The following is a 25,040-nucleotide window of genomic DNA, read 5'->3' as shown; positions in this document are numbered from 1 at the left end:
TCCTCAGGCCGGTACGGAATGGTTGGCGTGATGGCCGCGCGAGTGCGATGCCTCACTGAACTGGCTCTCGCCGTGCATCTCCGCCAGACGGGTGATGAACTCGTCGACGAACACGCGCATGTCGGCGCTGACTTCCTTATTACGCGTGATCAGGCGGTTGTAGCCAAACAGCGCCGGGATCGCGACGAACAGGCCCATGGCAGTGGCGAGCAGCGCGGCGGCCATGCCGGGAGCGATCGCATTGATGTTGACGTCGCCGGCCATCGCCGTGCCGAGGAACACCACCATGATCCCCAGCACGGTGCCGAGCAGACCGATGTAAGGACCGCCGGCGATGGCGTTGGACAGGGTCGAAAGCTTCGAGCTGAGGGCCTGGTTTTCCCGGGTGCGCACGCCGTCCATCGAGCAACGGATCGCTTCGATGGTCGCCGCTGAAACCGAGGAGGTGTCGGCACCCTGCTCGCGGCGGGTGCGGATTTCTTTCACCGCCACCAGATACAGGCGCCACAGCGATGAATGCTGCAAACGCTGAGCGAGTTGCGCGTCATCGGCAAACATTTCCAGGCGTGTACCGACCTTGGCGAACTGCTCGCGGAAGGCTTCGTTGGCCTTGCTGACGCGGCCGAGGGTGCGGTTCTTGCGCAGCATGATGATCCACGACTGGAACATCATCAGCACCAGCACCGCGATGATCACCCAAGCGTCGACTGGCACCGCGTTGAGCAGGAAACCGAGGCTGCCGAAACCGTAACCGGACTGTTCTTCATCAACGCCGTAGGCCACCAGTTTCGACTCGGCGCCTTGCGAGGTGGCGTCGGCCAGAATCAGCGGCGCAGCACGCGCGACTTTCGACAGGCGCAGTTCGTCGACAGCGCCCACGAATGGCTGCAAGGCGCTCGCGGAAAGGTCCGCGCCGATGGCCATGACCGAGTTGAACGCCGGCATCGCTACCGCCAGTGTCGTACCTTCGCGACCATTGATGTACAGCGTGACTTTCGAGCCTTCGGCGGTCAGCGCGACGTGTTGCCATTGACCCGGATTCAGCGGCTGCGTGGCGATGGCGCGTTGACCATCGATTTCCACGAACGGCACGCCCTGATTCACACCGACCAACAGACTGTTGGCACCTTCACGGCGGGCCAGAATCAGTTGTTCGCCACTGGCCTGATCCAGACGCAGCCAGGCACTGAAGGTGAATGCGCTGCCGGCGTTGTGTTGCAACGAGGGGCTGGCCGGCAGTAGCAATGGCTGACCGCTGAACTGCAAGGCACGCCCCACTACGCCGTCAATCGCCGCGCCGGTCGCGCTTTGCGCGGTGTTGCCATACGCGGTGGTGTCTTTGGCCGGCGTGCCGGTGGCGCCGTCGAAGTGATACAGCGCGGTGTAATTCGGGTCGAAGGTCAGTTGACCGTTGCCGGTGGCCGGGGCTTTTTGGTTGCCGTAATACATCCAGATGTCCTGACGCTGACCGCCCTCGACATTCGGCACATCAACCCAGATCAGCGCCATGCCCATCAGCGCATCGAAGCTTTCGATCTGGTGATTGAGCACGGTCTTGTCATCGGCGCCGACAAAGCGCAGATCCGAACCGTCTTCTTTAACGCCATCGAAGGTGAAATTGCCGGTGTGCAGGCGCACCAGCAGCGCAGTGCGGCCCAATGCCTGATTGATCGCCGCGCCCTGCGGCGTGGTGTCGACGGTGATCTGTTTGCGGTAGTGCCAGTCGTCCTGCCACCAGGCCTGAGCCGTGGCCGGGAGCACGAAGCCCAGGCAGATCAACAACGAAAGGAAGAGGCGCTGCATGTACGTGCTCCTTTAGAAAGTGGCTTGAAGGTTGAAGTGCAGGCGCGATTCCTGTTTCGAGGTGTTCGGCCCTTCGAGTAGCGGATAGCCCCAGTCGAGGCTGCCGGACAGCCATTTGCTCAGGCTGGCGCGGGTGCCGAGGCCGACGCTGGCCAGGGCGAAATTGGCGTCCTGATCCGGCAGTTCGTCGCGCAGGTACAGTTGCGCGCCTTCGGCGAAGGCGTAGAAGCGCCAATCCTGCATCCAGGTGCCGGTGTACTTGGCGAGCGACGGCGTGCGCAGTTCCTGGCTCAGCAGGTAACCGTCATCAGCCGTGCGTTCGGCGGCCAGATAGCCGCGCACCGAGGTCGCGCCGCCGGCGGAGAATTGCTCGTTGGAAACCAGCGGCCCCGAAGCCAACTGGAACGCCGCTTTGCTCGCGCTCTGCCAGTCGTTGGCGAAGGTCCAGGTGAAACTGGTGTCGCCCTTGAGCACGGCGAAACTCGGGTTGGCGCGGTAGCGTTTGTAGTCGAAGTCTTCGTCGGAGCTGCCATAACCGAAGAGGCTGCGGGTGGCCGCGACCAGGCTCAGGCCGAGGCCGAGCTGGCTCTTTTCGGTGTAGCGATAGCCGTTGTAGGCGAAGGTGAACGGCGCGTATTGCAGCGGCACCTTGTCGCTTTCGCCGGACAGGGTCAGGCGTTCGTCGAAGTCCTTGAAGTCGATGCCCGCTGACAGCGAATTCGACCAACTGCCGCTGGACGGCAATGTGTAGATCGCCGAGACCCCATAGGAATGGCCCTTGCCCAGCACGTTGCTGCCGCCGATGGTGGCGACGTTGCTGTCGGACTGATAACCGGAGAACTGCACGCTCCAGCGATCAGTCAGCGGCGCGGTATACGAGCCGGACCAGACCTTGGCGTTGTCGGTGTCCTGCGGCGCAGTGAAGTAGGTCAGCGAGATGCTGTGGCCGAGTTGCCAGAGGTTGTTGTAGCCGAGGCTGGTGACGGCCCGCAGTTTTTCGGTGTCGGCGCTGTAGTCGTTGTTGAGGCCGACGCTGGCCGTCCAGGGGTTCTGGTCTTCGACCTGCAAATCGACGTCCATGGTGCCGGGGCGCTGACCTTCGCGAACCAGTGGCATGACCTGGCGGCCCGGGGTTTTGTTGAGTTGCGCCAGTTCACCCTGAACCTTGGCGAAGTCCGGGACCTCGCCCTCCTTGAGCGCCGGGACTTCGTCGCGGATGTCCAGTGGCGAATAGTGCTTGGCGCCCACCACGCGCACGCGGCCGACCTTGGTTTCGCTGACTTGCAGATAGACGATACCGTCCGCCACCGCTTGCTCCGGCAACTCGACGAACACCGATTGATAGCCGCGCTCCTGATAGGTCTTCTGCAACGCGTCGCGCGCGCCTTCGATATCGCTCAGGGCTTTTTGCGGGCCGAGAAACGGGTATACCGCCTCTTCGATCGCCCGAGCATCGAGCACGGTGTTACCACGCACGAAGTATTCGTTGACGTCGACCAGACGCTGCGCGGCGGTGGTTTCGGCGGCCTCTTCGGCCAGCGCCGGCTGCACGCCCGCCGTCACCAGCAGCCAGCCCCACAGCGCCAGCCGTGACGTAAAAATCTGTTCCACACTACCCCCTGAATTCGCGATGACCTGTTGGCGCTGTTGCGCGCCTTGTGTGTTGCTTCAGTTGCTGGCTGTCGAAGCGCAGGCGTGTTTACCGAGCCATGTGTGCAATAGCGCGAAGTTCAACGAGAACTCGGGCATTTGCAGCAAGGCACCGCAGAACACTTCGCCGATGATTTTCTGAATGAGTTGCACCGCACGCGGGTTGTTGAGCAGCGTGGCGATGTCGCGACTGAGGGCGTTGAAGCTCCAGACTTTCTGTTGCAGGCCGAGGCCGACGAACCAGCGGAACAGCAGGTTGTAGCTGAGCTGTTCATAGAGCTGCTGCTCGCTGGGCACCGAATACAGCAGTTGCAGGAGCAGAATGTGCATGACCGTTTGCGCGGGGATCAGCCGGCCGGGCTCGGCATTGAGGTCGTGCAGAAGGTCGCGATGGGCGTCGAGCAAATCGTCGATCTGCGGGCGTAGCAAGACCAGCGAATGACCTGGCGGAATGTAGCTGGAGACCTCTTTCAAGGCGCCCTGCCAGTCATCCTGCGAGACGATCCAGACCCACGGCGCGCCGTAGCGATACACCGAAACCGGCTTCTTGCGCGCGGCTTCGACGATCTTCGACAGACGTTGATCGAGTTCCTGCATGCCCACTTTCGAGTAGCGTTCCATAGTCCCCACTGCCTCACTCCCGGCGTCCCGCCTCGGCTTGTGAAAAGCGCCCTGTTGGGCCCCTCAAGCGCGTTACATAGGCATGACCGGACTGGCGATGTGCTACCGAACTTTTGTCATAAAAGCTTCATTAGGGGAGCGTTTTGATAGAGGACTAAGGATGTTGTGTGTAGGGGCTAAAGACTTTCTGAGTTGGTGCCATGGGGAAACTCCGATCGCCGACCCGCATGGCGCCAACAGACAAAAAGAAACCTCGTCCGAATATACAATTGTTAAATTGGTTTCCTTCGCCCCCAGTTAAGGGTTCTTCAGATCAAAAGATCCATTAACTTCTACCTTTGCAGGGCCGGAAGGAACGGGACTGCCAACCAACTCCATCCAAATTTTAATAGTACCTTTGGTTTGCCGAGGTGAGTCCTGATACGAGACCGAGACCGTCCCCTTATAGGCAACATATTCATAGCTGTGATCTTCTGCGAACTGCTTGTACGTCGCAACTTCTAGATCACCGACGTCATATTCTGCGGACAATTTATCGGGAAACACTAAATCAAAGAATTTTTTTGTCGGCATGTTCCCATTAGGATTGTCATAAACTGAGACTTGAAAGCCTTCGCCGACCTCCTTGAAACCAAGGGTGAGAGGATGAATTTTTCCAAATTCTTCCAATTCCACATCGAAAGTACCCTCTGTCTTTGTTGCGATTTCCTCAACCATTTTTTTGCCCCTTCTGAAAGAATGTATCTCTCACTCGAAAGAATGAAAGTTGAATAAAATAGCTCACTAAAAACTTAAAAGGTCAGCTAACGCCGCTATTGATAATCCTGATTTAACAAGTTGTCTACTGTCAAAACTGACAGTAGACAACACAAAAAATTGTTCATAAGCAGGAAAAAGTGCTTAGCCATTTAGCTCAGGAATACACAGGCCAGATATCAACGACCCTGCCGCCGCGCACAGCCAACAAATCACCGAATTGCAGCAGCACCGCTTCGGTCTGGGTCGGGCGCAGGAAGACTTGATCTTCCACGGTCAGACCCACGGCATTCGAGCCATTGACCATCTCCTGATTGGAACTGCGCCCGTAGACACTGTTGCTTTGCAGTCCCGGCGGCGATTCGAACTCGGCCATCCAGTTACCGCCATACACGAAAAAGGTCTGGCGCTGGTTCGTATCCCACCACGAAAACAGCTTCGACTTGTCATCCAGCGCCGGGATGTTCACCGCGCCCGTGCTTTTCAAAACGGGCGTGGCGATGAAGGTGGCGGGTACATGATCGACCAGCGATGGCAAGTCGTAATGCGTCGGCTTGAGCATCGCTGTGCCCACCGACACTTCCGTGCTCAGCTTTTCGTTTTCATGGATGCGATAGCTCGGGCTGCCGGCGGTGTTCAGGCACAAGCCGTCGTGCCACAACTGCGCAAATTGCTGGCGGGTGAAATCGACGCAGCGCTGATAGATCACCATGACCTTGGCGAACAACTCTTCAGGCGAACCGAGCATCCCCGGCACGCCCATGCCCACGAAAGGGTCGTAGCCCATGAACCCGGCAAACTCCAGATGCTGCGGGTTGGCGCTGATCAGTGTGAGCATCTGCCCTAGCGCTTCAACGTCACTCACGCCGCCACGATGCAGGCCCACATCGAGTTCGATGTTGATGCGCATCCGAGAGCCCAACCCCTTCGCCAGTGCGAGGTATTGCTGCAAACGTTCAGGGCTGTCGAGCAGCCATTGCAGTTGCTTCGCCGGATCAAACGGGCCTTTGTGGGTTTGGTAGAACAGTTCAGCCGAGCGCACCGGCAGCGGCTTGCCGAGCAAGATGTCGGATTGCGGAAACTTCACAGCATCGTGGTTGAGAAACGGCTGATGAAATGACATCAAGTTCTGCGTTCCTGCTTTTTGGGCGATGTAACTGAGCAACCCCGGCGACGGCAGCGACTTTTCCACCAATCTCAGTTGCTTGCCACCGCGTCTCACCGACTGCATCACCTCATCAATGTTGTGATCGAGGCGATCCAGATCGATCAGCAGCACCGGGCGCATCGGGCCTTTTTCCTTCAGTTCACGGTTCAGTGCCTGGAAGTATTCGCTGTAAGGCCCGCCGCGATCCCCCGGTCTCAGCCAGGCACCAACGCCCACCAGTAAAGCGCCGACACCCAGCGTGCCAAGCAGAAAATTACGTCGATTGACCGCCATCAGCTCACCCCCAGAATCGACGAAAGATGCGCATTCAAAAACTTGCCGCTCGGATCAAGCGCCTGGCGCACCTCGACAAACTCGCGCCAGCGTGGATACAGCGGCTGCAACGTTCGCGCATTGAGCGTGTGCAATTTGCCCCAGTGTGGCCGGCCGTTGTACTTCCAGAAGATCGGCTCGATGGCAGCGAATAGGTTGTGATGGTCCATCTGATAGTGCTGATGCACCGAGATCGAACAACTGTCGCGCCCCTCGAACATGCTCAACGGAATGTCGTCAGCCCTGACGTAGCGGTACTCGATGGGAAACCAGGTGCGCAGGTCCTTGTCCTGAATCAACTTGAGGATTTCGCGCAGGCAGGCCGGGCCGTGTTCGGTGGGCACGGAGTATTCCATCTCGTTGAACCGCACCGTGCGCACGTTGGCGTAGATGTCGAACGAGTCGCCCACCCGGTCATCGAAACTCGCCAGATGCCGCAGGCTGTTGAGCATCGTCCGGCGCAGGTCGGGAAAGTCGCTGCCGTACTTGTCGATCTTCTCGATCAGGTTAACGAACTCGTTGCCGCCCTCCTCTTCAGGGCTGATCGGCGGCGTCGCCGGGTCAGTGGTTTCGTTGAGGGCGATGGACAAGGCGTAGTCGGAATGGGTGACGACGAGCATTTCCCAGTGCTGGTTTTCCCGAGTGTTCTTATCGAGGTCTTCGAGCAATTCTTCGGTCTTGGCGATCCATTGGGTTTCACGCAGGCGATAGGCCGGGCGGTTTTGCAGGCGGATTTTCGTTGCCACGCCGAGTGCACCAAGTGAGACGCGAGCGGCGTTGAACACCTCAGGGTGGCGCTGACTGTCGCAGTCGAGCACCTCACCATTGGCAGTGACCATTTGCAGGCCGCAGACATGGGCCGAGTAGGACTGGAAGTTTTTGCCGGTGCCGTGGGTCGACGTCGCGATTGCTCCGGCGAGGGTCTGGTAGTCGATATCCGCCATGTTTTGCAGGGCCTGGCCGACGTCTTTGAGCGGCACGCCCATGCGCGACATCGGCGTGCCGGCGGCGAATTCGGCTTGCAGGGTTTTCGGGTCGTGGTCGAGCAAACCGTTGAAGTAGCTCAGCGACAACAATGTGCCGTCGGTGGGCACCAAGGCGCTGAAGGAATGTGCCGAACCGACCGGACGAATTTTGCCTTGGGCCTGACGAATCACCGTCGTCAGCTCATCCAGATTTTTCGGCGCCAACCGTGCTGCCGGCAGGCAACTCTGCGCGCCCGACCAGTTGCGCCAGGGAATCAGCCGTGGCGCGCGCATCAATTGACCCAAGGCCGGGTTGCTCGCCAGCGCGCTGAACGCGCCGACGATACTTGCCCGTTGCAATAACTGACGCCGTGTCAGATCCATCGTCATGCGCGCACCTTATTGAGGGAGAGGCTGGTCGGCCATGAAGCCGATCAATTGCAGGAACTGCTCTTGCGAGCACTCGACGCACTGGCCCATCGGCGGCATGCCGTTGTAGCCGTTGATGGTGTGGTCGAGCAGCGTGTCGACACCCTGCTGGATGCGCGGCGCCCAGGCTTTGCGATCGCCAGTGAGCGGTGCGTTGGCCGCCGGATTGGCGTGACAGAGCTGGCAACTGTTGGTGTAGATCTGTGCCAGTGCCGAGTCGGAGGGTGTGGCGCTGCTGGATGTCACTGACGGTTTTGCTTCGTCGCCACAGCCCGCCATCGCAGCGACCAGAGCCAGCAGTAAAGTGAATCGGAGTGCCCGCATAACGATCCTCGCGTGGGGTGCGGCTTATTGTTGTGATCACACCTTAAGGCAGCGAACGCAGCGGGTTGAGGGCATTGCGGGACAGTGAGGGGGGCAAACGGGGCCAGCCTTCTCTCCAATGATCGTTCCCACGCTCTGCGTGGGAATGCGGCCCCGGACGCTCTGCGTCCGCTTGGAACGCGGAGCGTCCCTTGAAGCTCTGCTCTGCGCCTTTGCGTGACATTCGGGTGACATTCGCGGGTTTAAATTTCGGCGCATTCAGGCGTATAACCTGTAAAGACTTTTTTGATTGCACGCGGACATCCAACACGGGGTAGCGACATGACCACAGCAAACATCCTTGGCAACCTGTTCCCTTCTGTCAGCGACATCCCGGAAAAATACCGCCCAGGCGCTCAGGTCGAGCAACGCGAATACCTCGTCGACGGCCAGTTGCGCCGCTGGGACGGCCCGCTCGCCACTGTACGCAGCCCGGTTTATCTGCACGGTGAAAATGGCGACGAACAAGTGATTCTCGGCAGCACGCCGCTGCTCGATGCCGACACCGCCCTCACCGCCCTCGACGCCGCCGTCCGCGCCTATGACCGTGGCCAGGGTCTGTGGCCGACCATGCGCGTGGCCGAGCGCATCCAGCACGTCGAAGCCTTCCTTGGCCGCATGCGTCAGCAACGCGACGCTGTGGTGAAGCTGCTGATGTGGGAAATCGGCAAAAACTTAAAAGACTCGGAAAAAGAATTCGACCGCACCTGCGATTACATCGTCGACACCATCAACGCCCTCAAGGAACTCGACCGCCGCTCCAGCCGTTTCGAGTTGGAGCAGGACACGCTCGGCCAAATCCGCCGCGTACCGCTCGGCGTTGCGCTGTGCATGGGGCCTTACAACTATCCGCTGAACGAAACCTTCACCACGCTGATCCCGGCGCTGATCATGGGCAACACCGTGGTGTTCAAACCGGCCAAGCTCGGCGTGCTGCTGATCCGCCCGTTGCTCGAAGCGTTCCGTGACAGCTTCCCGACCGGCGTCATCAACGTCATCTACGGCAGCGGACGTGAAACCGTCAGCGCGCTGATGGCCAGCGGCAAGATCGACATTTTCGCGTTCATCGGCACCAACAAGGCCGCCAGCGACTTGAAGAAGCTGCACCCAAAACCGCACCGCTTGCGTGCCGCGCTGGGTCTGGACGCGAAGAACCCCGGCATCGTCCTGCCGGAAGTCGATCTGGACAACGCCGTCAGCGAAGCCGTCACCGGTTCGCTGTCGTTCAACGGTCAGCGCTGCACCGCGCTGAAGATCCTCTTCGTCCATGAAGATATCGTTGACAGCTTCATCGAAAAATTCAACGCCAAACTGGCCACGCTCAAACCGGGCATGCCGTGGGACAGCGGTGTATCGCTGACGCCACTGCCGGAATCGGGCAAGGTCGATTATCTGCACGGTCTGGTGGCGGACGCGCGCAGCAAGGGCGCCGAGGTGGTCAACCCGAATGGCGGTGAATCCCGCGAGTCGTTCTTCTATCCGGCGGTGCTGTACCCGGTGAATCCGCAGATGCGCGTCTATCAGGAAGAGCAGTTTGGCCCGGTGGTGCCGATCGTGCCGTACCGTCACCTCGATACCGTGATCGATTACGTGCTGGAATCGGACTTCGGCCAACAGTTGAGCATCTTCGGTACCAACCCGGTGGCGGTCGGCCGACTGGTCGACACCTTCGCCAACCAGGTCGGCCGGATCAATCTCAACGCCCAGTGCCAGCGCGGCCCGGACACGTACCCGTTCAACGGTCGCAAGAACTCCGCCGAAGGCACGCTGTCGGTACACGATGCGTTGCGGGTGTTTTCGATCCGCACGCTGGTGGCGACCAAGTTCCAGGACAGCAACAAGGATCTGATCAGCGAGATCATTCGCGGACGCGATTCGAGCTTCCTGACCACCGACTACATCTTCTGACGAGGGCCTTGCACTGAGTACGTTCAGCACCCACAGATTGCCTCCGTTGTTGCGCCGAATCCTGCGTCCGCTGCTGGACCCATACCGGCGCTACCGCCACGCCCGACTGATCCATGCGGTGCGGGTGGCATTGGGGTTGCTGGCGACGATTTTGCTGACCACCGGCATCAATCTACCCCACGGTGAATGGGCGTCGGTGACCATGCTGGTGGTAATCGGCGGTTTGCAGCACCACGGCAACATCGGCAAAAAAGCCGCCGAACGCGCTACCGGCACCTTGATCGGTGCCGGCGTCGGATTATTGCTGGTGGCGCAGCAGGCCTGGCTCGGCATGCCGTGGCTGACCTACTTCGCCATGGCCGTGGTCTGCGGCTTTTTCTCGTATCACGCGATCGGCAAGGGCGGCTATACCGCGCTGCTCTCGGCGATCACCGTATTCATTGTTGCCGGGCACGGCGACAACCCGATCACCGATGGCTTGTGGCGTGGGGTCGACATCCTGATCGGTATCGCGCTGGCATTGGCTTTTTCCTTCGCCCTGCCGTTGTACGCGGTGTACTCGTGGCGCTACAACCTGGCCGATGCCTTGCGCGACTGCGCCACGGTGTACGGACGGATCATCAGCGGCCAACCGGTCAGCGCTGACGAGCACCTTAAATTGATGAGCCGTTTGGGCGCAGTGATGGTGCAATTGCGTTCGCTGATGCCATCGGTGTCCAAGGAAGTGAAAATCTCCATGACCGAACTCGATGCCATCCAGCGCAACCTGCGCATGTGCATCAGCACCCTGGAGATCCTCGGCAACACCCGCCCCGACGCCAACGACCCAGAGGCCATGGCTCATCTGCAATCGGCGCTAAAAGCTGAACATCGGGTCATTCGCGTGCAGTTGATCGGCATGGCCCGCGCCCTGAAATCCGGCGCGGCACAGCGATTGGATCGGCCAGTGGAGTTGCAGGAGACCAGCCTTGACGCACCGGTCTACAGCGCGCTGGATGGCTATCGTTTGTTGACCCGGCAACTCGCCGCGAACATCGGCGAGATGCGCCGGCGCCTGGCGAAAACCGCACCGCGCTGGAACATCTGAGAATCACTGCGCGGCCAGCCGCCGCGCCTTGAAGCCCCAGCCCTGTTGCATGCCGGCCGCCGCCAGCAGAATCGCTGCCACGCCGACCCATTGCAGGATTTCCAGGCGATGACCGAAGGCAAACCAGTCGACGAAAATCGCGGCAATCGGGTAGATGAAGGACAGTGCGCCAGTCAATGCCGTCGGCAGCTTCTGGATCGCGCCGTAAAGCAGCACGTACATCAGGCCGGTATGAACAATGCCCAACGTAATCAGACTGGCCCACGCACTCGGTGCCTGCGGCATTGCAGAAAAGTGTGCGAACGGTGCGAGCAACAGCACACCGGTGCAGACCTGAATCAGCGCGATCAAGTGCGGTGGCGTGCCGGTCAGACGCTTGATGATCAACGCCGCAATCGCATAGAGAAACGCCGCGCCCAATGCCAGCGCAATTCCCACCAGATAGTCGTTTCCGCCCTCACCTTGCTGGCCATGAGCGCTGACGATCGCCAGCATCCCCATGAAAGAAATCGCCAGCCAGAATAGCTTCTGCACAGTGATCTTCTCGCCGAGAAACAGCGCCGCCAATCCGACCAGCATGAATGGCTGAACGTTGTATACGGCTGTACCAATGGCAATCGAGGCCCGAGAGTACGAGGCGAACAACAGCACCCAGTTACCGACAATCGCCACGCCGCTAAGCACGGCCAGCAAAAATGTCGTGCGGGTCAGAATGCCCGGGCGCAGAAAGCCGAATGCTGCGCAGATCAATAACAAGGTGCCGGCACCGAACACGCAGCGCCAGAACACCACATCCAGCACCGGTTGCCCGGACACCAGCACGAACCAGCCGATCGTCCCGGATATGAGCATGGCAGCGGTCATTTCAAACGAGCCGCGACGCAGTGTGTTGTCCATCATTATTCTCCCGTGTTAGTGGCAAAAGTATGCCAAGCCGCCACAGGGCCACTCCAGTGCATAAAGCAGGCTAAACTCACTTTCTGCCTTTTTTATCGGGGGTAGTTCTCACCAATCGCCTAATGCGGGAGTTTGTTCATGACCGACGATATCGACCAGATCCTCATCAGCGCATTGATGGAGGATTCGCGGCGTTCGCTCAAGGCGCTGGCGCAGATCAGCGGGCTGTCATCGCCCAGCGTGGCCGAGCGTTTGCGCAGGCTGGAGGAGCGCGGCGTGCTCAAGGGCTACACCGTCGAGATCGATCCCAAGTGCTTCGGCTATCAATTGCAGGCGATCGTCCGGGTACGGCCGCTACCGGGGCAACTGCAGGAAGTCGAGCGTCAGATTCAGTCGATTCCCGAGTTCACCGAGTGCGACAAGGTCACTGGCGAGGACTGCTTTATCGCCCGTCTGCACGTGCGCTCGATGGAACAACTGGACACCCTGCTCGACCGCCTCAATACCTTGGCCGAAACCAATACAGCAATAGTCAAGAAGACCCCGGTCAAACGCCGCTTGCCGCCGATGGCTTAGGTGCTTTTTCTGCAAATTCGGCTTAGATTGACGTTTTTCCAGCGAAGGATTCGCGGTATGAAGATTCAGGCAGTAATTCTGGCGGCGTTGATGCTCGTTGGTTGCGGGACTGTGCAGACAGTCGTTCGCAGCGATCGGGACGCCGCGGCCTATCTGAAAGAGAAAAAATCCCACTGCGGCGCTGTTCCGCGAATCTACAGCGGCGTGACCTATGACTTCTGTTTGCTCCACGCAGAGCGTCCGGATGATGTCGATGCGTTCAATTACAACAACGCGACACCCGGCGTACTGGTAGATGCTGCATTTTCAGGGGTGCTCGACACGTTGCTGTTGCCTTATACAATCTACAAGCAACAGGCCGATGGCAGTATCGTCATCAATTGATAGCCTTTTCTGCAGACAACAAAAAACCCGCCTAGGCGGGTTTTTTGTTATTTCATCGACTGTAATCAGTCGTCGCGGCTCATGATGCCGAAGATCTGCAACAAGCTGATGAACAGGTTGTAGATCGATACATACAGGCTGATGGTCGCCATGATGTAGTTACGCTCACCGCCGTGGATGATGGCGCTGGTCTGGAACAGGATGCAGACGGACGAGAACAGCACGAAACCTGCGCTGATCGCCAGTTGCAGACCGCTGACCTGGAAGAAGAAGCTCGCCAGCGTTGCACCCAGCAGGACGAAGAAACCGGCGGTGATGAAACCACCGAGGAAGCTCATGTCCTTGCGGGTAATCAGCACGTAGGCCGACAGACCACCAAACACCAGTGCAGTCATCGCGAACGCCGAGCTGACCACTTCAGCGCCGCCCTGCATGCCCAGGTAACGGTTAAGGATCGGGCCGAGCAGGAAACCCATGAAACCGGTCAGGGCAAACGCCGACACCAGGCCCCACGCAGAATCACGGAGTTTGTTGGTGAGGAAGAACAGCCCGTAGAAGCCGATCAGCACCACGAAAATGTTCGGGTAGCCAACACGCATCTGCTGGGCAACGAACGCCATCACGCCGCTAAATGCGAGGGTGAGAGCGAGTAGACCATATGTGTTGCGCAGGACGCGGCTAACCTCTAGCTGCTCAGCCTGCACGCCGTTATTAACTGCGTAATCCTGTTCGCGCATGGCGACACTCCTGTTGGTTTGAAACGTTCAGTCGCAAAGATCATAACAGACGCTCTGTAACAAGCCATGCAGAGAGTTTGACAGTGTGTTTCATTCAGGTATTATGGCGCCCGCAACGCAACGGAGGTGTGGCCGAGTGGTTTAAGGCAACGGTCTTGAAAACCGTCGACTGTAACAGGTCCATGAGTTCGAATCCCATCGCCTCCGCCATCTTATATACGACAAAGCCCTGATTATTCAGGGCTTTGTCGTTTCTGGCATTCAGAAAATTGGCTCCTCTCTCTACGGATCGTTTCCGCATCTTTTCGGCCATTTTCGCAACCCTGCCCTTCGACACTGGTGCGTACCCTTAAATTTAGTTGATTCGACCTCGAAGCTCATGGGGATGTGGCTGCATTCGATACGCAGCTTTCGGCCATAATCGGACAGTGGTCTAAACGCCCAATGGCCAACAGAATCGTCAATGCGTACTAGTCATGTGCCCCAATTGGCTAGAGGCGGAGGTTACTTTCCTGGGAAGGAATCTTTTTTTTGTCTGAAATAACGAAATGAACCTGCCGATTGTCATCAACAAAAATACAAACGAACAAGACCCGAATTCAAAGATCCGGGTCCTATTCGCTTTATTTCAAACTGCCTTCAAGAGAGGCTTTTACCAGGCGTAGCGGTAGCCTACGTTCACCGAATAAGGCTGTTCGATACCATCGCCTTTGGTGTACTCCGCGTCGATGAAGAACTTGTGTTTCTCGGCGGTTTGCAGGATTACCCCGCCACCGATTTCCGCCCGCGAACCTGGCAATTTGCTGTCCAGACTTACATCGTTGACGCTCACATGGCTGTCACCGGCATGTTCGGTAATCCACGATGCTTTGGCGTATGGCTGCACAGTCATACCGTTATCCAGCTTCATGTTACGACCGAACAGGCTGCCAACTCGGCTCTGAACAGAAGTAACGGCATCCTGTTCGACTTTCAAGCCATTGCTTGCGGTGTAATCGCCACTACCCACGCGGAACGCTTGCACTTCCAGTTGTGGTTCGACGAACCAGCCTTGTCCAAGATCGATTTGCTTGCCAACCTCTACGCTCGCCGCGATTGCGTGATTCTTGTATTTGCCATCCACCTTCTTACCCATATTGCTGGTGATGTCGACCTTGTTGTCCAAGTGGGTGTATTTCAGCACGCTGTCAACGTACACGCCGTTTTGGTCGATGTAGGTTGCATAGGTGCCGAGCATGGCGCTGTCGATCTGGCCTTTGCTGCCTTCGCCGAAGTTCTGACGAGCCTCACCTTGTCCGGCCATACCGCCGAGATACAGCTTGCCGTTGTAGAAAGGAATGGCCTTGTCGGCACCGATCTCGAAACCGTTGACCTGCTGCTCAAAGGCACGGCTGGAACCTGTATCGATGCGCTGCTCCTTGCCGAAGCCACGAGTCCACAGACCACCCTCATCATTGCCCATACGCAACTCGCCCAGTCGTTTGGTCAAGGCATTCATCTGCGCCCCGATGAGTCCTGTGGCCGCCGCCTGTTGAGCGATGGCAGCGTTCGCGCCCTTACTCAGATTCTCCGGCTGAGGATTGCTAATAACTGGTTTAACGGGCGCAACTATACCTCCGGCACCGCCACCGGTATTACCCACTGGCTCCTCGCCATCGCCCGCACCGCCACCGGTATCAACCACTGGCCCCTCGCCACCGCCCGCACCGCCACCGGTATCACCCACTGGACCCTCGTCACCGCCCGCATCCTGTGCAGTGCCGGCCAGGTACCAGTCATCGCCACGCTGCTCGAGGCCATAACGGAAGGCACCCACGTCGACTTTACCGCCGTACAAATCGAACTTCCCCGCGCCGCCGTTGGTATCCACCAGCATCAGTGCACCACCCTGTGCCTGGTGGCCGGAATCGGCAACGATCAGCGTGTGCTCCCCGTCAACTTGCCCTTCAACCTTGAGCAAGTCGCCTTGTAGCGTCGCCAGGTCAGTGTTAAGCAAGAGGCTGCCATTGCCGCTCAAATTGCCCACCGTCAGCGTTTTGAACAAGCCGTTGGAGTGGTCGAAATTGACACGGCCGTCGTTCAACGAAAGAGCGCTCACCGAAGAGTCGCCAGTCATAGTCCACATACTGCCACCACGGAGGCTCAGATTATGTAAACCAGTCGATGCGCCTTTCCAGGTAGAAGCTTCGTTAAGGTTAAGGCTGCTGTCGAGGGTGTAATCACGGTCGATCTCCACATCCCCTTTAAGTCGGGAGCCGTTAGTGGCGCTCAGTGCTACGCTCACAACTTGCTGTCCTCCCGATTCGGCGGTCCCGCCGGCCATTAATGTTTTACCTTCGATGGTAGAGCTGTCAGCAGTCACACCAAAAGCAACGGAGTCGCTCGCCTTGATAGCTACATTATCGGAACTGACCACAGTATTCTTAAGCAGGACGTTTTTCTGATCCGCTCCGTAAGCGCCAATAGCAGTGGCAAATTTGCCATTCACCTTAATACTTGAATTATCGAAGCTAATATTGGAAACAGGTGAACTAGAGCCCAGAGCCAGGCCCATGTTGTCCTCTTCGTCTCTATCATCAGCAAGACTCATAGCAATATCGACGTTATTGCCCACAACGGTGCCCCCCCCCAGCGGGCGGCAATCCCCATACCACCTACTTCGCCGTGAATACGAACGTTATCGAGGGTTACATTTCCAGTATCTGCATAGATACCATGCCCCCCCGACATTTCAATATCGCTGTTGACAAGATTCACATATGAATCAGTAAACGCCCAAACCATTGGCGGACGCGCGCCGCTGTTTTTAATACTCACATTGTTCGCATTGACAATGCCTCCACTTGCGACAGTGATGGCAGTACCCGTTGAGTGCAGGTTTGACGACTCAACATTCACCGTCCCTCCAACGTCAGCCCTTATCGCTTCGCTTTTAGAGGCAATGTCCATGTTATTGACATCAACGGTCCCCCCTCCATAAGCATGAACTCCGTAACTAGTACCAGTTCCGCTTGTGGTGATACTGCCGCCGTCCACGCTTATATGAGCAGCCTCTCCGTTGGCCTGCATTCCAATACCATTGGCGCCCGAGGTACTGATCACGATATCGTTCGCCACCACCGTCCCGCCTGGGTTGGCGTATATTCCATAGCCCCTGTTATTGGTGGTTTTAATGGTGGCTCCGCGAACGTTGACGTTACTGGTTCCTAATGCTGCAATTGCAAATCCGAAAGATCCGTGGGTAACAATATCGAGATTGCTGACATCGGCCGTCGAGTTCGTCACGAGCAGGCCCGAGCCTGTGCTGTTGATCTGCACATGGTTACCAAGTAGCTGGCTTGCTTCTTTGACATCCAGCGCGACGCTGTTGCCCAGTGTAGCGATCTGGGTGTTTTGAAGGTTTACCGTAGAGCCGCCAGACGCCATCAAACCAGACGTATTGGCCATGAGGGAATTTACGGTCATGCCGATCAAATTCAGCGTGGAGTTGCTTTCTACCAGAACAGCGCCCAAGCCAGTGCCTGAAGCGCTGAGAATACCGTTGCTCCAAGTCGCCTCACCGACATTCATAACCCGCAATACAGGGTTGTTGTCACCTGATGTCGTCATTGTCCCCGTACCGCTATAGGTCGTCCCGTCGACGACCATAACAGCAGCGTGCCCCACGCTGGAAAAAGCCAACAACAAGCTGGCAGACAACGTGCTCAAGGGAAAAACCGGCGCTTTTGAAGATAAGCGCGCAAGGCTGTTGCGCGATTTTAATACGTCAGACGCCGACTCCGACGGCAACACAAAATAGGTACGCGTGCGATTCCATATAGCTCGGTAGATGCTGTTCATAAATCTCTCATTCATTGATTTTTTTCAGGACAGGCTTAAACAAGCCAGAGCTCGAAAGTCATTGAGGAGAGATTTGAACAGGAAATTTAGCGGCAAAAATTCAGGCTTTTCCGACTGGACTGTAGGAATATTCCTACGAGCTGGCTGCTCTTTTTGGTACTCCGCAACTCTTATCTCCGTCTACTTTCAGATGAAACCTAACGGAGTTGAGTAGTAAGTATTGGTCGTTTCCAGCCCTTGGTGATCGGCGCTAGTGGGGTGGATCGCGACGGTCTAGCATCGACCGTCGCAACGGGTGGTTAAACTTCCGTCTGTTCAGCCATTCCAAGACATCTTCGTCCTCCGATAAATCAGCGATGCTTTGGTTTTCCGTAGCGAATGAGTACCGTACATCGTTGCGTCAAGGCCAATGGCTGTTACCCACGCTTTGACTATCCGAGCGTACTGTCTGGTGGAGAGATGTTGTTCCAAGGCTGATGGCTGTAAGTAGCAATAGTGCTCATGGCCTGTCCTCCACGTTCAGGGAGGACAAGGGTGGATCACTCACAATGAGTGGTGGTCGCTATTCGACCACTACAATCCGCCCGAAAGCCGCTTCGAAAATCAGCGATGTGGGTGACGCCAGCCTGCTGCTTGGGCACACAAAAGGCGACATTACAGAGCGGGTTTATCGCTGCGCTGGCGGAGTTCGAGCCCCATCGCCTCCGCCATCTTATATACGACAAAGCCCTGATTTTTCGGGGCTTTGTCGTTTCTGAAGTTCGCGATTTTTCGCTTCATACTCTCTAGATCGTTTCAGCCATTTCCGCAACGCTTCCCTTCTGATACCGGCGCTGCCTACTCAAATCAAATTGCTCGCGACCAGATGTTCAGGGTGTTTGGCTGTGCTCTGTACGCTGCTTTCGTCCAGATAAAGGGCCAGCGCTTCCCCCAAGGCTTCGAATGTTCTGGCGATGCGCCCAACTTTGCGCAGGTCACTGTGCATCGCAATCCAGACATCAAGGTCGAAGCCAAAGCTGTCAGGCAATAACTGGATCAGTCCATAGGTCGCTGCGACGGTGGTAGCGCATAAGCCAAATCCGAGGCCATTTCTGAGTGCGGCGAGTTGAGCAAGGTGGTTATCGGTGGCGATAGAGAACGGCTGGTCTACTTCGCACAGCCCCACCTCGACCAGTCTGCGTAAGTCAGCGGTACGGCGATCTGGTCCAATCAATGGCGCGCGACGCACCTCTTCGAGATTTGCAGGCTCGCCATAGCGCTCAAGGCAGTGGGCACTTGCGAACAGGCCCACTCGTAAAGCACCAGCGCGTCGCACGACTATTTCCGCTTCTCTCGGGCGTACGAGGCGCACAGCGATGTCTGACTCCTGTCGGGCGATGTCTTCCAGCGAATCGTTGATACTGAGCTCAAGTTTCAATTCTGAATGCTTGTAATGAAACTCACGCATCAACCCCGGAAGCACCTCCACGCCCAGAAAAGCGCTGCTTGCGAGCCTGACGGTGCCACTCGTGACCTGCGTTTCAGCGCTGGCCATGCGATTGAACGCCTCGGCAGCCATCGCCATGGATTCGACATGGTGAACCAGCCCACGTGCCGATGCTGTAGGCACGAGCCCCGAGGAGGTTCGTGTGAATAACTTCACGCCCAGACCCGCTTCAAGGCTGTCGAGACGTCGACGAGCCGTTGCCTGCGCAATTCCCAGCAACCTGGAGGCGCCCGATAGGCTGCCACTGCGCAGAACCGCCAGGAACACTCGCTGGCTTTCCCATTCCAGCCCGCTCATCTATTCCGTACCAACGGTTGCTCCATTAATTGTCTTCTGGTGGATTCGAGAAGCATGGATGATGAACCCCTGACTCGTAGCGCAGCATTATAAGGAGCAACATCATGGGTTTCACCGGCCAATGCCGATGCGGACAACTGCATCTTCAACTGCAGATTGAAGCACTTACACCTATATATGCATGCCACTGCCTGAACTGCCAGCGATGGAGCGGCAGTGCGTTCGCATTGCATATGCTCTGTCCCGCTCAGGCGATTGAGGCTTCGGGAAGGATGCTCACTTATATCCATGCAACGGATGGGCGTACGTCGACCGAGTACGCATGCGGTACGTGTTTCACCCGGCTGTTCAATGAGACTGACGCGGCTCCAGGCATGCGTGTATTACGGGCCAGCGTACTCCACGGTGCGGATCGTTTGGCGCCCTTGGCACACATCTGGACCAAGCGTAAACAGCCCTGGATTTCGTTGCCTGAAGGTGTAGCCCAGTGGCCGGAAAGCCCAACTCCCGAAGACTTTGCCTTGGCCATCACTCAACAGACACGAAAAACTGCAAAGTAATGTTGGAAATAATATATCTGCTGAGATAAGCAAAAAGAGGCGCCAGATTGGCGCCTTAAACATTATTAAGCGTTTTTTATCACCACCTTCCCAAATGCTCCCCACGCGAGATGCTCGTAGGCTTCTCGTGCTTTCTCGAACGGATATGCCTGATCGATCACAGGACGGATCTTGTGTTCGTTAATGGAATTTATCAAAAGCCTTAAAGAATTCACCGCCACCTACCCTGGTATCAACAGGGTGCTGGGCGTGACTGACCGGGCCGACCTGGCCTCCCATCGAGGCGTCAACTTTTTGTCCGGTCAGAGCAACAGGACATTAGCGTGGTCGAGCATCTGGACAGTGGCCGTTTGGTGGAAATTCTAAAGCCCTATCGCCCGGCCCCTCGCCCTGTGTCGTTGCTGTACCCGAGCCGGACGCATCTGGCGATTGGGATCTCCGCGGTTTCTTCACGGAAGCGAGTGCGAGTGTCATGAGATAGGGTTTGCCACTTCGCCGCGAGGTTCACTCCGGGATCGGCGAATGCTGGCTCAACCACGCAAGCGCTATCGCCCATGTGTCTGGTTTGTCTGGCATGTTGGACATCTCGGTTCCTCCCCGTCAGGGAGTTAGGAATACGACAGGCCGTGACCTGCAGATTTGATTCAGCCCCATCAGCACTCCCAGCTCGGAGCAATGGGTGTGGTGGAGCCAAAAACGAAAAGACCTCCATCAATGTCTAGGCCATGAATAGGTGCGCAATCGCAGCGCGCGAGGTTTAACCACGGCGAATTTTTAGCGTTCTATGGACAGATAAATGAAGAAATCGAAAAACTTCGCCTTACTGCTCTCGGCCTTCTCCCTTCCTTTGCATACGAGCGAAATTGAACAGAAATTACCGTTATACAAAATTCGGGACACCTGCATAACATGGGAGTTACATCACGTCCTGGCCCGACAGCGCCATCGTGTATTCGCGCCACTGAATCGAGGGCACGCGATAAATTCGTCGCACTTATTTGACAGGCCACAATAAGTATCTAGAGTTCGTCTGTGAAGAACTGGAAGGAATCCAGTCTGCCAAAGCTAGAACCAGGAGTTACATGATGTACAAGATCACGGATGAGCCGCAGTTGAACCGCGCAAAAGCCTACCAGAACAATCCCACCCACTCGTATATCGACTTTCGCCAGAGAGCCTCCTCGGTTATCTGCGAGTTGACGCCCCTCTTCTATTGCGTGCGCCACTAGCGACGTACTGCATTCGCTCGTCCCGAATAAAAATCAAACGTTAAAAACTTGGTGTGCCATTACCCCGACAAGCTATCCGGGGTGGTGCATCTCGCTCTACAGAACTGCCATTCGAATCTATGGCGTGTTTGTGTAGTTGAAAAGCAAAAGGTCCCTGCACTTATGAAACATGTTCTTGTGGTTCGCTATTCGCAAAGCGGTCAGTTGAGCGAAGTGGTCGAAAGCCTGATCTCGCCTCTACGTTCGACACAGGAGGTTAAGGTGCATGAAGTGGTGCTCAAGCCCCGGGTTGCCTATCCGTTTCCCTGGCCGGTGGGCAAGTTTTTCGACGTGTTTCCCGAGACCGTGCAGCTCAGCCCGCCGGCCATCGAACCGGTGTATACGAATCACACTCAGCCCTTCGACTTGGTGATCCTTGCGTATCAGGTCTGGTATCTGTCGCCATCACCGCTGATCACCGCGTTTCTCAAGAGCGCGGAAGGCAAGCGCCTGCTGGCCGGGCGCCCGGTGGTCACGGTGATCGCCTGCCGCAACATGTGGCTGATGGCCCAGGAGGCGGTCAAGCGTCTGCTGGATGAGGCCGGCGCGCGGTTGCGCGACAACGTGGTGCTAACCGACCGGGCCAATACCTTCGCCACCCTGATTACCACGCCGCGTTGGATGTTCACCGGCAACCGCGAGTCATTCCTCGGCCTGCCCAAGGCCGGGATTAGCGCCCAGGATGTCCAGGGCGCCGCACGTTTCGGGCGGGCATTGAATGCCGCCCTGTATGCCAATAAAGAGAAAGCCGAAGGGCCGATGCTGGCTGGACTGGGGGCGGCGACCGTCAATCCCGGGCTGATACTCAGCGAGCGTGCGGCCTATAAAGGCTTCAAGTTCTGGTCGGGAATAATTTGCCGTTTCGGCAAGTATGGACAATGGCTACGGCGCATCTTGCTGTGCTTATTCATCGTTTATCTATTGTTGGTCATCATGACCGTCCTGCCTATCTCACTGGTGTTACGCCGTTTGCTTCATCCCTTTATCCGGACGCGCCTCAATGAGTTGCAGCGTTATTACGAACAGCCGTCCGGTTCGCAACTAAATTTTGAATCTGAAGAGTGAAATAATCATGAGTAAATCGTTTGTCTATATTACGAAAACATCCACTTATATGCCGGGAGAGGCGGTTGATAACGATACGATGGAGAGCATTCTAGGGTATGTGGGCGGGCGACCTTCACGGTCTCGGCAGGTGGTGTTGCGTAATAACGGAATCAAGCAACGCTATTATGTGCTGGACCCGGAGACTGGTGTTCCCCGTTTCACTAACGCGCAAATAACCGCCGAGGCGATCAAGGGCCTGGTGGGCGACGGTTTTACCCTGGACGCCATGGAATGCCTGTCCACCGGCACCACCTTGCCGGACCAACTGATGCCCAACCATGGCGTGATGGTGCATGGCGAACTGGGCAACAAACCTTGTGAGGTGGTGTCCACCGCCGGCATCTGCCTGGCGGGCCTCACCGCGCTGAAATATGCCTACCTGTCGGTGCTTGCGGGAGCCAGCCGCAAGGCAGTGGCCACAGCGTCGGAGGTGGTTTCGCCGGTGCTGCATGCGCGCAATTTCGATGCGGAAAACGAGGCGCTGGTGGCGCAGATGGTGGCCCGCCCGGAAATCGCCTTCGACAAAGACTTCCTGCGCTGGATGCTATCCGACGGGGCCGGGGCCTTTCTGCTCGAGAACCAACCACGGGCCGGCAGCCTGTCGCTACGTATCGACTGGATAGACATCTTTTCCTACGCCAACGAATTGCCGACCTGCATGTACGCCGGCGCGGAAAAGGCCGAGGACGACAGCTTGACCGGCTGGATGCGGCTGCCCTCTGAGGAAAGGGCGTCGCGCTCGATTTTCGCAATCAAGCAGGACGTGCGGCTGCTGAACGAGAACGTGGTGAATTACACCCTCGGCAAGCCGCTCAAGGAGGTGATGATCAAGTACAACCTGTCGCCCGAGGCCATCGACTGGTTCCTGCCGCACATGTCATCGGAATACTTCCGCAAACCGATTGTCGAGTGCATGGAAAACACCGAATTGGCGATTCCCCAGGAGCGCTGGTTCACCAACCTGTCCCAGCGTGGCAACACCGGCTCGGCGTCGATCTACATCATGATCCACGAGCTGCTTGAGTCCGGACGCCTGCACAAAGGGCAGCGCGTGCTGTGTTTCGTCCCGGAAAGCGGGCGCTTCTCCGGTGGTTTCATGCATCTGACGGCGGTCTGATACGCCTCGCAATGGCGCAAGAGCCCAGTGGTCGGCGCGGGCCGGCCACTGTTTCGTGGTACGCATCCAACCGCAAGGGAATGAACATGGAAACGTTCGAACAACATGTGAAAAAAGTGGTGGCGACCGAACTGGGCGTCAACCAAGCAGACTTCACAAATTATGCCCACGCCTCACAATGCCCAGTCCGCCGACTACCGAGTGCTCATCGAAGCGTGGGCGGCCTACGCCGGGCCGCCGACGCCCACAGGGCGCAATCATTGCGGTCGCCCTCTCTTTTTCTCCGCGCATAAAAAAGTCCCGAACTTGTCGGGGCTTTTCGACGAAACACGCCCTTGGCAACGTACTCGGCCCGCTCCCGCTTGCTGGCGTTCATGCGTGCTGCTCGCGAACATAGGGCGAAAAAAAAGGGTACTGAAGAGGACGGCAGCATGAAAATCCATTCCGCGCGCCAAGCTTGGCACGACTGCAACTACAACCCGGCCCCGGGCCAGACTTCCGATGCTGCCGAATTGGGGGTAGTAGTGCAGAGCACTGAGCGAGGCCCGACAGCGAATCCCGCGATGCACGCAACGCTAGCCGGTCATATTCAGTCGGCTATCGCTTCAACTGCGGGCTTTCGGCAATGCCATGTATGCGGCTGCGCCGACAGATGATGATCGGGAGGAGGCCGAAGCTGCGGTTTTCAATCTTGCATGGCCCCCAGGTTCAGGTTTTCATTGAATGGCTGCAAGAGCGTTCTGCGCAGCTTCATTCTGACTGGCTGGAACCCCAGCGGTCATTGGAGAAAAACTCTCTTCGTTAAAAGCCACGCTTGAATTGATCACTGATCAGGTCAGCCAGTGTCCGCACAGATTCAGTAAAGCTTCGGCGAGATCGATGTATCAGTCCGATATCACGGTGAAAGGTGTGCACGCCCAGGTCGAGTGCCCGGACACCTGCTGGCCATACAGGATTCGGCGTAGTTTGCGGTACCAGCGCAACGCCAACGCCGTTTTCGACCAGTTTGACGATGGCCTCCAACTCATCCAGTTCGCAAACTTCATGCAGGTTGAAATGCATCTGTCGCAGGAAGCGATCAACCTGTCGGCCGCCGAAGGATGATCGGTCATAACGAATGAATGGCTGGCTGGAAAGCAGTTTCGACCAGTCCTCACCGGGCACATCGCGCGGCACGATCAGACGGTAAGGCTCAAGCGCCAACGTCGTCCAGCGCAGATCGCTTTGCAGTGAAAACGGAGGGCGAATGATAGCGGCCATGTCGATTTCGCCGGCATCGACGAGGTTCACCAACTCCATCGACAACCCAGGGATGACACGCGTGCGGCACTGCGGACATTGCTGGTGAAATTTGGCCAGCGCATCGGGCAGACAGGAACGCTGTACGGACGCGATAGCACCAATGTTCACCAGCACGCTTGGAGGTTGCCCCACCGTCGTTGAGCCCAGACTTTCGTAAAGTCTGAGCAGCTCTTGCGCTTGCAGGAGTATTTGCTGGCCCATTTTGTTGAGGTGGGCTGTGCGCCCTTTTCTGTCGAAAATTTCGAAACCGAGCTCAGCCTCCAGGCGCTGGATCTGTGCGCTGACGGCCGCCTGAGTGAGGCCGATCTTGTTGCCGGCAGCGGCAAAAGTGCCTTCCCGCGCCACCGCAATGAGTGTCTTCAGTTCTTTGATCATTCACAAATAATAATTGTGTTTCTAAGAAATAT

The 25,040-nt window shown here is 57.3% G+C and carries 20 protein-coding genes, 1 tRNA gene and 5 pseudogenes; 10 read left to right on the top strand and 16 right to left on the bottom strand.

From position 1 onward, the window contains the following. Positions 1-3: 3 nt before the first annotated feature. The 7 genes from ACA074_RS13105 to ACA074_RS13075 form a co-directional block, all read right to left on the bottom strand. A complete protein-coding gene (locus ACA074_RS13105) occupies positions 4-1,803 on the bottom strand; it encodes a DUF2341 domain-containing protein (protein ID WP_497679208.1) in 1,800 nt (599 codons plus the stop codon). A gap of 12 nt (positions 1,804-1,815) precedes the next feature. Beyond that, complete coding sequence (locus tag ACA074_RS13100; RefSeq protein WP_401264984.1) at positions 1,816-3,414, bottom strand: ShlB/FhaC/HecB family hemolysin secretion/activation protein; 1,599 nt, start codon at positions 3,412-3,414, stop codon at positions 1,816-1,818. Positions 3,415-3,471: 57 nt separating this feature from the next. After that, positions 3,472-4,083, bottom strand: a complete 612-nt coding sequence (locus tag ACA074_RS13095; protein ID WP_187680425.1) for a transposase — start codon at positions 4,081-4,083, stop codon at positions 3,472-3,474. 288 nt (positions 4,084-4,371) lie between these two features. Then, positions 4,372-4,791, bottom strand: a complete 420-nt coding sequence (locus tag ACA074_RS13090; RefSeq protein ID WP_489879788.1) for a hypothetical protein — start codon at positions 4,789-4,791, stop codon at positions 4,372-4,374. Between the two features lie 196 nt (positions 4,792-4,987). After that, the gene (locus tag ACA074_RS13085) at positions 4,988-6,196 is read right to left on the bottom strand and encodes a DSD1 family PLP-dependent enzyme (protein ID WP_497679325.1); all 1,209 of its coding nucleotides are present in this window, start codon (positions 6,194-6,196) and stop codon (positions 4,988-4,990) included. A 74-nt stretch (positions 6,197-6,270) separates the two neighbouring features. Then, positions 6,271-7,599, bottom strand: a complete 1,329-nt coding sequence (locus ACA074_RS13080) for a D-arabinono-1,4-lactone oxidase (protein WP_497679324.1) — start codon at positions 7,597-7,599, stop codon at positions 6,271-6,273. A 75-nt stretch (positions 7,600-7,674) separates the two neighbouring features. Next, positions 7,675-8,028 carry a c-type cytochrome gene (locus tag ACA074_RS13075; RefSeq protein ID WP_497679207.1) on the bottom strand — a complete coding sequence of 118 codons (354 nt, stop codon included), beginning with the start codon at positions 8,026-8,028 and terminating at the stop codon, positions 7,675-7,677. Positions 8,029-8,349: 321 nt separating this feature from the next. Here ACA074_RS13075 and ACA074_RS13070 point away from each other — a divergent pair, with 321 nt between their 5' ends. Together ACA074_RS13070 and ACA074_RS13065 are read left to right on the top strand one after the other, a co-directional pair. Continuing rightward, positions 8,350-9,975 (top strand): NADP-dependent glyceraldehyde-3-phosphate dehydrogenase, encoded by a 1,626-nt coding sequence (locus ACA074_RS13070; protein WP_497618023.1) that lies wholly within the window; start codon positions 8,350-8,352, stop codon positions 9,973-9,975. 46 nt (positions 9,976-10,021) lie between these two features. Beyond that, on the top strand, positions 10,022-11,062 hold the full coding sequence (locus ACA074_RS13065) for an FUSC family protein (protein ID WP_497679206.1): 1,041 nt from the start codon (positions 10,022-10,024) through the stop codon (positions 11,060-11,062). Positions 11,063-11,065: 3 nt separating this feature from the next. Here ACA074_RS13065 and ACA074_RS13060 read toward each other — a convergent pair whose 3' ends face one another. Beyond that, positions 11,066-11,959: a DMT family transporter gene (locus tag ACA074_RS13060; RefSeq protein WP_497679205.1), complete on the bottom strand. Its 894-nt coding sequence runs from the start codon at positions 11,957-11,959 to the stop codon at positions 11,066-11,068. A 138-nt stretch (positions 11,960-12,097) separates the two neighbouring features. Between ACA074_RS13060 and ACA074_RS13055 the strand changes: the two genes are divergently transcribed. Next, complete coding sequence (locus tag ACA074_RS13055; protein ID WP_187680420.1) at positions 12,098-12,535, top strand: Lrp/AsnC family transcriptional regulator; 438 nt, start codon at positions 12,098-12,100, stop codon at positions 12,533-12,535. A gap of 57 nt (positions 12,536-12,592) precedes the next feature. Continuing rightward, positions 12,593-12,919, top strand: a complete 327-nt coding sequence (locus ACA074_RS13050) for a YceK/YidQ family lipoprotein (protein WP_497679204.1) — start codon at positions 12,593-12,595, stop codon at positions 12,917-12,919. Between the two features lie 65 nt (positions 12,920-12,984). Here the strand turns inward: ACA074_RS13050 and ACA074_RS13045 are convergent, their stop codons facing one another. Then, positions 12,985-13,656: a Bax inhibitor-1/YccA family protein gene (locus ACA074_RS13045; RefSeq protein WP_123531850.1), complete on the bottom strand. Its 672-nt coding sequence runs from the start codon at positions 13,654-13,656 to the stop codon at positions 12,985-12,987. A 122-nt stretch (positions 13,657-13,778) separates the two neighbouring features. On the opposite strand from ACA074_RS13045, the gene ACA074_RS13040 reads away from it, so the two are divergent. Continuing rightward, positions 13,779-13,866 (top strand) — tRNA-Ser (locus ACA074_RS13040). 442 nt (positions 13,867-14,308) lie between these two features. Here ACA074_RS13040 and ACA074_RS13035 read toward each other — a convergent pair. Beyond that, the gene (locus ACA074_RS13035; protein WP_497679203.1) at positions 14,309-16,270 is read right to left on the bottom strand and encodes an autotransporter outer membrane beta-barrel domain-containing protein; all 1,962 of its coding nucleotides are present in this window, start codon (positions 16,268-16,270) and stop codon (positions 14,309-14,311) included. After that, entirely contained in the window at positions 16,243-17,496 is a 1,254-nt protein-coding gene (locus ACA074_RS13030) for a hypothetical protein (protein WP_497679202.1), read from the bottom strand. The genes ACA074_RS13035 and ACA074_RS13030 overlap by 28 nt, the downstream gene beginning before the upstream one ends. 578 nt (positions 17,497-18,074) lie before the next feature. Between ACA074_RS13030 and ACA074_RS13025 the strand changes: the two are divergent. Continuing rightward, a pseudogene (locus ACA074_RS13025) lies at positions 18,075-18,254 on the top strand (hypothetical protein); the annotation flags it as partial. Positions 18,255-18,337: 83 nt separating this feature from the next. On the opposite strand, the gene ACA074_RS13020 reads toward ACA074_RS13025, so the two are convergent. Continuing rightward, entirely contained in the window at positions 18,338-19,279 is a 942-nt protein-coding gene (locus tag ACA074_RS13020; protein ID WP_497679201.1) for a LysR family transcriptional regulator, read from the bottom strand. Between the two features lie 104 nt (positions 19,280-19,383). Here ACA074_RS13020 and ACA074_RS13015 point away from each other — a divergent pair, with 104 nt between their 5' ends. Then, positions 19,384-19,839 (top strand): GFA family protein, encoded by a 456-nt coding sequence (locus tag ACA074_RS13015; RefSeq protein ID WP_497679200.1) that lies wholly within the window; start codon positions 19,384-19,386, stop codon positions 19,837-19,839. 65 nt (positions 19,840-19,904) lie between these two features. On the opposite strand, the pseudogene ACA074_RS13010 reads toward ACA074_RS13015, so the two are convergent. Continuing rightward, positions 19,905-20,024 (bottom strand): annotated as a pseudogene (locus ACA074_RS13010) (zinc-binding dehydrogenase); the annotation flags it as partial. Here ACA074_RS13010 and ACA074_RS13005 point away from each other — a divergent pair. Further along, positions 20,017-20,282: pseudogene (locus ACA074_RS13005) on the top strand (type 2 periplasmic-binding domain-containing protein); the annotation flags it as partial. The pseudogenes ACA074_RS13010 and ACA074_RS13005 sit on opposite strands and share 8 nt — an antisense overlap. On the opposite strand, the pseudogene ACA074_RS13000 reads toward ACA074_RS13005, so the two are convergent. Further along, positions 20,249-20,350 (bottom strand): annotated as a pseudogene (locus tag ACA074_RS13000) (DUF2280 domain-containing protein); the annotation flags it as partial. The pseudogenes ACA074_RS13005 and ACA074_RS13000 overlap by 34 nt on opposite strands. A 2-nt stretch (positions 20,351-20,352) precedes the next feature. Continuing rightward, positions 20,353-20,424: pseudogene (locus tag ACA074_RS12995) on the bottom strand (phage holin, lambda family); the annotation flags it as partial. Between the two features lie 806 nt (positions 20,425-21,230). On the opposite strand from ACA074_RS12995, the gene darA reads away from it, so the two are divergent. After that, positions 21,231-22,172: a 2-hexyl, 5-propylresorcinol biosynthesis aromatase DarA gene (darA, locus tag ACA074_RS12990; protein ID WP_497679199.1), complete on the top strand. Its 942-nt coding sequence runs from the start codon at positions 21,231-21,233 to the stop codon at positions 22,170-22,172. A gap of 7 nt (positions 22,173-22,179) precedes the next feature. Beyond that, the gene (gene darB, locus ACA074_RS12985) at positions 22,180-23,331 is read left to right on the top strand and encodes a beta-ketoacyl synthase DarB (RefSeq protein WP_497679198.1); all 1,152 of its coding nucleotides are present in this window, start codon (positions 22,180-22,182) and stop codon (positions 23,329-23,331) included. An 801-nt stretch (positions 23,332-24,132) separates the two neighbouring features. On the opposite strand, the gene ACA074_RS12980 is transcribed toward darB, so the two are convergent. Further along, positions 24,133-25,008: a LysR family transcriptional regulator gene (locus ACA074_RS12980; RefSeq protein ID WP_497679197.1), complete on the bottom strand. Its 876-nt coding sequence runs from the start codon at positions 25,006-25,008 to the stop codon at positions 24,133-24,135. Between the last annotated feature and the right edge of the window lie 32 nt (positions 25,009-25,040).

This window comes from Pseudomonas sp. LBUM1655 (assembly GCF_059716085.1).
The sequence above is the reverse complement of the archived record's forward strand: the minus strand, read 5'-3'. Positions and strand labels throughout refer to the sequence as shown.